8 protein-coding genes and 1 pseudogene are annotated in these 7,376 nt (G+C 68.6%); 5 read left to right on the top strand and 4 right to left on the bottom strand.

Annotated features, from left to right (window positions below):
* Both B2869_RS08345 and B2869_RS08340 read right to left on the bottom strand, forming a co-directional pair.
* Nucleotides 1–201, bottom strand: a pseudogene (locus B2869_RS08345) (hypothetical protein); the annotation flags it as partial.
* 139 nt (nt 202–340) lie between these two features.
* Nucleotides 341–1,138, bottom strand: coding sequence for a MerR family transcriptional regulator (locus tag B2869_RS08340; protein ID WP_292764968.1), 798 nt, complete (start codon nt 1,136–1,138; stop codon nt 341–343).
* A gap of 177 nt (nt 1,139–1,315) precedes the next feature.
* On the opposite strand from B2869_RS08340, the gene B2869_RS08335 reads away from it, so the two are divergent.
* Both B2869_RS08335 and B2869_RS08330 read left to right on the top strand, forming a co-directional pair.
* Nucleotides 1,316–2,155 (top strand): DUF4097 family beta strand repeat-containing protein, encoded by an 840-nt coding sequence (locus B2869_RS08335; RefSeq protein WP_029259534.1) that lies wholly within the window; start codon nt 1,316–1,318, stop codon nt 2,153–2,155.
* Entirely contained in the window at nt 2,152–2,778 is a 627-nt protein-coding gene (locus tag B2869_RS08330; RefSeq protein ID WP_029259535.1) for a PadR family transcriptional regulator, read from the top strand. The genes B2869_RS08335 and B2869_RS08330 overlap by 4 nt, the downstream gene beginning before the upstream one ends.
* 231 nt (nt 2,779–3,009) lie before the next feature.
* Here the strand turns inward: B2869_RS08330 and B2869_RS08325 are convergent, their stop codons facing one another.
* Nucleotides 3,010–3,555, bottom strand: a complete 546-nt coding sequence (locus tag B2869_RS08325; protein ID WP_029259536.1) for a universal stress protein — start codon at nt 3,553–3,555, stop codon at nt 3,010–3,012.
* A gap of 149 nt (nt 3,556–3,704) precedes the next feature.
* On the opposite strand from B2869_RS08325, the gene B2869_RS08320 reads away from it, so the two are divergent.
* Nucleotides 3,705–3,890 (top strand): DUF3073 domain-containing protein, encoded by a 186-nt coding sequence (locus B2869_RS08320; protein ID WP_029259537.1) that lies wholly within the window; start codon nt 3,705–3,707, stop codon nt 3,888–3,890.
* A 128-nt stretch (nt 3,891–4,018) separates the two neighbouring features.
* The gene (locus B2869_RS08315) at nt 4,019–4,846 is read left to right on the top strand and encodes an MOSC domain-containing protein (protein WP_292764953.1); all 828 of its coding nucleotides are present in this window, start codon (nt 4,019–4,021) and stop codon (nt 4,844–4,846) included.
* Nucleotides 4,847–4,954: 108 nt separating this feature from the next.
* Here B2869_RS08315 and B2869_RS08310 read toward each other — a convergent pair whose 3' ends face one another.
* Nucleotides 4,955–5,755: a sugar phosphate isomerase/epimerase family protein gene (locus B2869_RS08310; RefSeq protein WP_292764950.1), complete on the bottom strand. Its 801-nt coding sequence runs from the start codon at nt 5,753–5,755 to the stop codon at nt 4,955–4,957.
* A 259-nt stretch (nt 5,756–6,014) separates the two neighbouring features.
* Between B2869_RS08310 and B2869_RS08305 the strand changes: the two genes are divergently transcribed.
* The gene (locus B2869_RS08305) at nt 6,015–7,328 is read left to right on the top strand and encodes an ABC transporter substrate-binding protein (protein ID WP_136023792.1); all 1,314 of its coding nucleotides are present in this window, start codon (nt 6,015–6,017) and stop codon (nt 7,326–7,328) included.
* The last annotated feature ends 48 nt before the right edge of the window (nt 7,329–7,376 follow it).

Here is a 7,376-nt window from a genome sequence, read left to right as displayed (position 1 = left end):
CCCCCGCGACCAGCCCGCCACGACGGCGACAGCCGAGGTCGCACATGTCGCGATGTAGAGCGCGTGGTGCAGCCAGCGGAAGCGGCTGGTGTCGACCAGGCGCGCGGCGACGGATGCGCCGAGTGCGCAGTTCACGGCGTAGGCCGTGGCCGCAGCGGCGAACAGCGGCGCGTTGTTCGCGCGCTCACGGCGGTGGACCATGGCATGACCCTACGCCCGCGCCTGGGCCTCAGGCTCCCCCTTGCACGCGAGTGCGCCGGTCGGCTAGGCCGTGTGCCGGACGCGAACGACCCCCTCCTGCGCGGACATCGCTCAGGAGGGGGTCGGCTCGGTACGTGGCCTAGAGGTTGCCCTCCGCGTAGACGCGGAGCGCGTCGCGGACGAACTCCGCACCGTGCGTGCCGCCGGACGATGTCGCGTAGTTCGCGCCGAAGCGCGGATCCGCGACGTACATCTCGCCGAGCCCGATCACGTATGCCTTGACGTCTCCGCCGGGGGCGGCGGCGGGTGTGCCCGGGATGCCCGTGAGCCACTCGACGTGGCGACGCGCGACCTCCTGGGCCGCGGGTGAAGCCGGATCGATGCCGCTCTCCGCGGCGGCGATCCAGTCGCGCCCGAGGTCGGACGCGCGCTGCTGCCAGTCGGCGCGCGCGGCGTCCGTCATCCCGCGCCACCAGCTGTCGCTGTCGGCGTAGGCCTTCTTCCCCCAGCGTTCCTCGACTTCCTCCTTGTGCTGCGTGTGGTCGAAGCCGTCGAACATGTTCTCTGCCATGAGGTTCTCACCTCCTCTCAATGCCGTGATGGTGGATTCGACCGACGCGATCTGACGCGCCAGCCGGGTCTGCTCGTCGCGCAGCAGCGCGAGATGGGTTTCCAGGGCCGATGCCTCGCTCGCTGCGGCATCGCTGTCCGATGCGGATCCCAGCACGTCCGCGATCTGCGGGAGACCGAGCCCCAATTCCCGCAGCAGCAGGATGCGCTGCAGACGCACCAGCGCCGGGCCGTCGTAGTGCCGGTAGCCGTTGCGCGCGATGCGCGAGGGCGGCAGCAGGCCGATGTCGTCGTAGTGCCGCAGTGTGCGGCTCGTGGTTCCGGCGAGGCGGGCGATCTCCTGGATCGACCAGTCATCCGTCTCCATACCGCCTCCTCTCGTTCGTGGTCGTGCGGTGATGTCTTGAACTCTAGAAGTTGACGTTGCGTCAAGGTCAACATCTTTCAGCGAATATCCGCGCTCCCTTCTTGACAGGATCGAGATATATCGTGTTATCGTGGCAACACACGATATATCGTGACCCTCAACCCAGGAGAAGCAGACATGACCGAGAAGTGGCTCATCGCCCCCGGCGAGGAACGCGTCATCGACATCGAATCCGTCACCCGCCTCAAGGTGGGCCTCGTCGGCGGACAGGTCGACATCATCGCCCATGACGAACCGGGCATCCGCATCGAGGTGCACGGTGTCACCACCAAAGACCTGCGCATCGAATCCCACGACGGCGAGGTCGAGATCGACCACCCGCAGTTGGGCTGGGACAACTTCCTCGAGGTGTTCCGCAACTTCGGATCCGGCGGCCCCCGCGCCGAGGTGAGCGTCGCGGTCCCCCGCGCGATCGCCCTGAACCTCGGCGTCGTCAGCGCCGGGGCTCTGGTCTCCGGACTCCGCAACGACGCCCGCCTCAACACCGTGTCAGGCGACATCATCGTCGACACCCTGATCGGCGACCTCACGGTCAACTCCGTGTCGGGCGACGTGCAGGTGCGCGGCCTCACCGGCTCGATCAGCGCGAACAGCGTCTCGGGCGATGTGGCCGTCACCGGTGCCGTGCGCCGGGCGACCGTCGACATCGTCTCCGGCTCCACGCTGGTCGACGCCGCGGGCGACGTGAACACCATCAACGTCAACTCGGTCTCTGGCGGCACCACCGTGCGCCTCGACGAGTCGCTCGCCGCGAACTACGTCATCCGGTCGCTGAGCGGCCGCCTGCTGATCGACGGGGTCGAGCGCAGCACCTCGGGCCCCAGCAACTACACGGGCACGACCGGGGAGCTCGCCGGACGCTTCGTCGACCTGCGCGCGAACTCCGTCTCGGGCGGCGTGACGGTCCTCCGCCGCACCCCGGCATCGATCGCCGACGACCCGGAGTGGGAAGCATGAGCCCCGCGGTCTTCTCCCACGGCGACCTGCGCCTGTACCTGCTGTCGCTGCTCGCCGAGGCGCCGCAGCACGGCTACGGCATCATCCAGTCGCTCACCGATCGCACCGGCGGCACCTACACGCCGAGCGCCGGGACCATCTATCCCCGGCTCGCGAAGCTCGAGGAAGAGGGGCTGGTCACCAAGACCGTCGACGGCCGCACCACCATCTACTCCATCACCGAGGCCGGGCGGGCGGAGCTCGCGTCGCGCGAGGGCGACCTCGCCGGCATCGAAGCCGGCCTCACCGACTCGGTGCGGCTGATCGCGAGCGAAGTGCGGCAGAGCGTCCAGGACGCGATGAAGAGCCTTCGCGCCGATCTGGCAGCGGCCGAGAAGGGCGAGCGCACGGCGGCGAAGAACCGTCCCCGCACGGCGACCGACGACTCCCGGCTCGTCAGCCGCGAGGAGATGCACCGCGCCGATGCCGTGATCAACGCCTTCCGCGCACGGGTGCGCACCGATCTGCGCACCCACATCGCGAAGGGCGGCACCCTCTCCCCCTCGGTCGTCACCGAGCTCGAAGCGGCGCTCGACACCGCCGCACGCGGCGTCACGGTCGCCCTGAGCACGCCACGCCCGTGATCGGTTCGGAGCCGGGTGCGGCACGTCCGCGGCAGGACGGCGCTCGCCCGCGGGTGGAACCTGTTCTGCCGGGGCACGCGCGACCACCGCAGCTCCGCACCCCACCCGTCGTGCAGACGCCACCCTCCGCGCGACGTCACGGCATCGTCATCCACGTGCGGTGACGCCGCACGAGAAGAGGCCCCACCGGCAATCGCCGACGGGGCCTCTTCTGCGTCCAGGGAACGGCCGCTACTTCTCGGGCCAGATCTCCTTCTGCTCGTCCGGCACCGACTCTCCGAGCGGCACGACCAGGATCGAACGATGCTGCCGGTGCGCGAGGCGCGCGGCCACCGATCCGGTGAAGAACTCCCTGATCGACTCGCCGATGCCACGCTTGCGTGTACCGACGACGATCAGCTGTGCGTCGAGCTTGTTGGCGAGCTGCTTGATCGCCAGAGCCGGATCTCCGACCAGCTGCCGCGCCGTCCAGGTGACGTCGGTGCCCGCGAGCAGCGTGGCCGCAGCGGCCTCGACCGCCTCGAACTCCGCGGCTCCGGCGTCGAAGTTGATGTCGATCGGAGCCGAGTGGACGTAGCCGTCCGGGTCCTCGTACGTCACGAAGCGCGTGACGTCGACGTGCGCGACCACGAGCGGTGCACTCAGCAGTCGCGCGTAGCGGACGGCCTCATCGATCACGTGTCGGTCCTGGTCCAGCTGCATGCCGACGATGACGGCTTTCTGCAGTGCCGCATTCTGCGCGGCCTCGTCGGACGGAGTGGAGGTGTTGTCGGTCATGATGATCGTTCCCTTCACCGGCCTGGCATCAGCCAGAGGGTCGTACCCGCGTGCTATTCTGAATGCTACTCTTACCGGCCTTCAGCCGGTGTCGTGAAATGCATCGGGCCTGAACAGCCCGCAGCTTAACTCGTGAGGGGGTCTCGCGCATGGGCCGTGGCCGTCAGAAGGCGAAACACACCAAGATCGCCCGCGAACTCAAGGCGTACAGTCCGTCGGTGAACTACTCCGCTCTCGAGCGCGAGTTGGGTCATCCGACCGACGAAGACGCGTATGTCGACAAGTGGGCCGATGACTATGCCGACGAAGACGAGGACGAACTAGAGAAGGCCTGACCGCCCCTCTGTTCGTCGCACCCGCACCACGTGCGGGTGTTTCGTCGTGCTCTGGCGCTGAGACGATGTGCTCAGCGACAGAGCACCGTCTGTCATGCCCCGACGTCGCCAGCTGAGAGGATCTCCTCATGGCACACGTCGTCGCCCTCTACCGTCACCCGATCAAGGGGCTCACCCCCGAGCGTCGGGACTCCCTGACCGTGCAGCCCGACGGCCGGATCACCGGCGATCGCGTGCTCGCCTTCCGGTTCGCGGATGCCGCCGAGCCGGAGGACCGCGACGGCTTCGACTACTGGCCCAAGGCCAAGGGGCTCGCACTCCAGGACTTTCCCGCGCTCGCCGCCCTGCGCACGAGCTATGACGACGAGACCCGACGCATCCGCATCGAACACGCCGGCTCGGTGCTCGTCGAGGCGACCCTCGACGACAGCGGACGGCGCGAACTGACCGATGCCGTCACCGACTTCGTCCTCGCGACCCCCGAGGGCCGTCGGCTGCGACGCCCCGGCCGACTCCCGCTCGCGCTCGTCGGTGACGGGGAGACGTCGCGCTTCCAGGACCGCCCGCGCGGCTACGTCTCGATTCACGGACGGGCCAGCGTTCGCGCGCTGGGGGAGGCGCTCGGGACGAACGTCGACGACCGACGCTTCCGCTCCAACGTGGTGATCGACGACGCCTCCCCGTGGAGCGAGCTCGAGTGGACCGGCCAGGTGCGCGTCGGCGACGTCGCCTTCCAGGCCGCCGGCCCCATCGTGCGCTGCCTCGCGACCCACGCGAACCCGGAGACGGGCGTGCGGGATGCCAAGGTGCTCACCACCCTCACGAGCGCCTTCGCCCAGCAGGAGCCGACCCTCGGACGCCTGCTCCTGCCCGGCTGGGCACCGTCGGACGACGGCCGACCCCCGGGTGGTGGCGTGATCCGCGTCGGTGATGAGATCCACACCCACCGTGCATGATCGTCTCCCCGCGCGCACTGGATCGACCGTGGATGTCCTCACATGGGGCTTGTGAGCGCAAACATGCATCGCTTCAGAGACCGCTCCGCATCGGCCAGGAGTTCGCGATCACTCGTCGGAGGCGTAGCGGCCACGAATCTGCCCGGTGATCCAGCGATTGAGTGCGGCGGGATCACCGAGCGGCAGCCCCGTCCGCGGGTCCGGCGTCGCGTAGTCCGACGGTCCGAATTCCGCCAGGAAAGTCGGGCGACGGCCCTCGGAGCGCAGACGGTCGACGACGAGGTCCCACCATCCCCACTGCGCCTCGACAGCGGACGCCCATCGCGGAGATCGCGGGTCATCGATCTGGGGGGATTGCGCGTGTCCGAATCGTGCGTGGATATGGTCGGCGCGGTTGACAGCCAGCGCCATGGCCTCGGGCTGATCCTGCAACAGCGACTCGGCGGAGACCATCCAGTGGGAGACGTCGAGCGTCAGCCGGAGGCCCGGATGCCTCTCGAGCAATCGCGCCGAGGAGTGCGCGGAGGGGAGCATCCGCGCACGATGCGTCTCGACCAGGATGTCCATGCCGGTCCGCTTGCGCTCGGCGACGATCCAGCCGGCGAGCGCGTCCAGGTCCCGCTCCCTCCAGTGGTCCCGACCGGCGTGCAGGGTGATGTGCAGCGGGGCGATGCCCTCGGCACCGATGGCATCCAGTTGGAGCGCGAGCGCGTGGCGGTGCGCCTCAGGATCGGATTCGACGCTTCCGACGAGCAACGAGACCGGCGCACCGGTCTCGTCTATCGCCGCGACGAGCTCGCGCCGGGCGCTCGACTCCGAGGGAAGCCAGAGCTCCACCCCGTCGTAGCCTTCGCGGAGCGCGGTCTCGACCAACGCTCGCGGAGGCATCGCGGAGATCCAATCGTTCATCAGGACGAGCGGGCTTCGTGTCATCGGCAGATGTCCTCTCCGGCGGATCGGGGCATCGCCGCGAAACCGACGGTCGGCGTGTGCGTGTCAGAGCATGTCAGCGCTCCCTCGATGAGGCCGAGTATAAGCGTCACCGACTTCGTTTGTCGGTTGTGAGCGCAAACATTCTGTGGTTGGATGTGCTTGTGATCGACGGCGCCTCGGCGTCACCCCCGCCCAGGGCGATCCGCAGGAACATGACCTCAAAGAGGAGAACAGCATGGCAATCACCCCTCGCTTCACCCGCACCGCCGCGATCGTCGCGGTCGGCGCGGTGTCGGCCTTCGGCCTCGCAGCCTGCTCATCCGGCGACTCCGGTGACAGTGGCGCCAGCGGCGAGCCCATCACGATCGAGTACCTGCACCGCCTGCCTGACGGCGAGGGCATGACCCCCGCCTCCGAGATCGTCGACCGCTGGAACGCCGAACACCCCGACATCCAGGTGAAGGCGACGAAGTTCGACGGCAAGTCGAGCGACATGATCCTCAAGCTCGAGACCGACGTGAAGGCCGGCAACGGACCCTGCCTCGCGCAGACGGGCTACTCGGAGGTCCCTCAGCTGTTCGTCAAGGGACTGCTGCAGGACGTCGCGGACGAGGCGAAGAAGTACGAGGACGACTTCTCGGCCGGTGCGTTCAGCGGCATGAAGGTCGGCGACGCCATCGTGGGCCTCCCGCAGGACACCGGCCCCCTCGTCTACTTCTACAACGAGGCCGAGTTCACGGCGCTGGGCCTCGACGCCCCGAAGACGCTCGACGACCTCACGGCCGACTCCGCCGCCGCGGCCGCCGCCGGCAAGTACGTCACCGCGTTCACACCGGATGAGGCTCAGAACTGGCTCTCCGCCCAGTCGGCCGCGGCCGGCGACACCTGGTTCAGCACCGCCGGCGACGAGTGGAAGGTCGACGCCGAGGGCGCAGGCTCCGAGCGCGTCGCCGCGTTCTGGCAGGGCCTGCTCGACGGCAAGCAGACGTTGGCGACCGAGCGCTGGGGTGAGGGCTTCACCGCCGCGCTCAACGACGGCAGCCTCATCGGCCACGTCGGAGCCGCGTGGGAGGCCGGGTTCCTCCTCGATTCGCTCGACGGCACACCGGCCGAGGGGCAGTGGCGCGTCGCCCAGCTTCCCGACTTCGGCGCGGGTGCCATGAGCGGCCCTGACGGCGGTTCCGGTGTCTCGGTGATGAAGGGCTGCGAGTACCCCGCCGAAGCGATGGAGTTCAACGACTGGTTCAACACGCAGGTCGACGACCTCGCATCGCAGGGCCTCGTCGTCGCAGCCAAGGGCGACGTGGAGACCCCCGAGAAGATGCTGCGCCAGTTCGGCGGTCAGGATGTGCTCGCCGAATTGAGCACGGCCACCGAGAACCTGAACCCCGACTTCCCGTACGCACCTGGCTTCTCGACGCTGTCGAAGATGAACGAGACCGCCGCTGCGGCCGTCGCCGGCACCGCATCGGTGGCCGATATCTTCACCACCGCGCAGGACACCGCCGTCTCCTCCCTGAAGGACCTCGGCCTCCCGGTCGCAGAGTGAGTCGACGAGAAGGCATCATCGGATGATCGACGGCGGGGGGGCCGCGAG

The organism is Microbacterium sp. UBA3486, from assembly GCF_002377845.1.
Taxonomy (GTDB): Bacteria; Actinomycetota; Actinomycetes; order Actinomycetales; family Microbacteriaceae; genus Microbacterium; species Microbacterium maritypicum_A.
The sequence above is the reverse complement of the archived record's forward strand: the minus strand, read 5'-3'. Positions and strand labels throughout refer to the sequence as shown.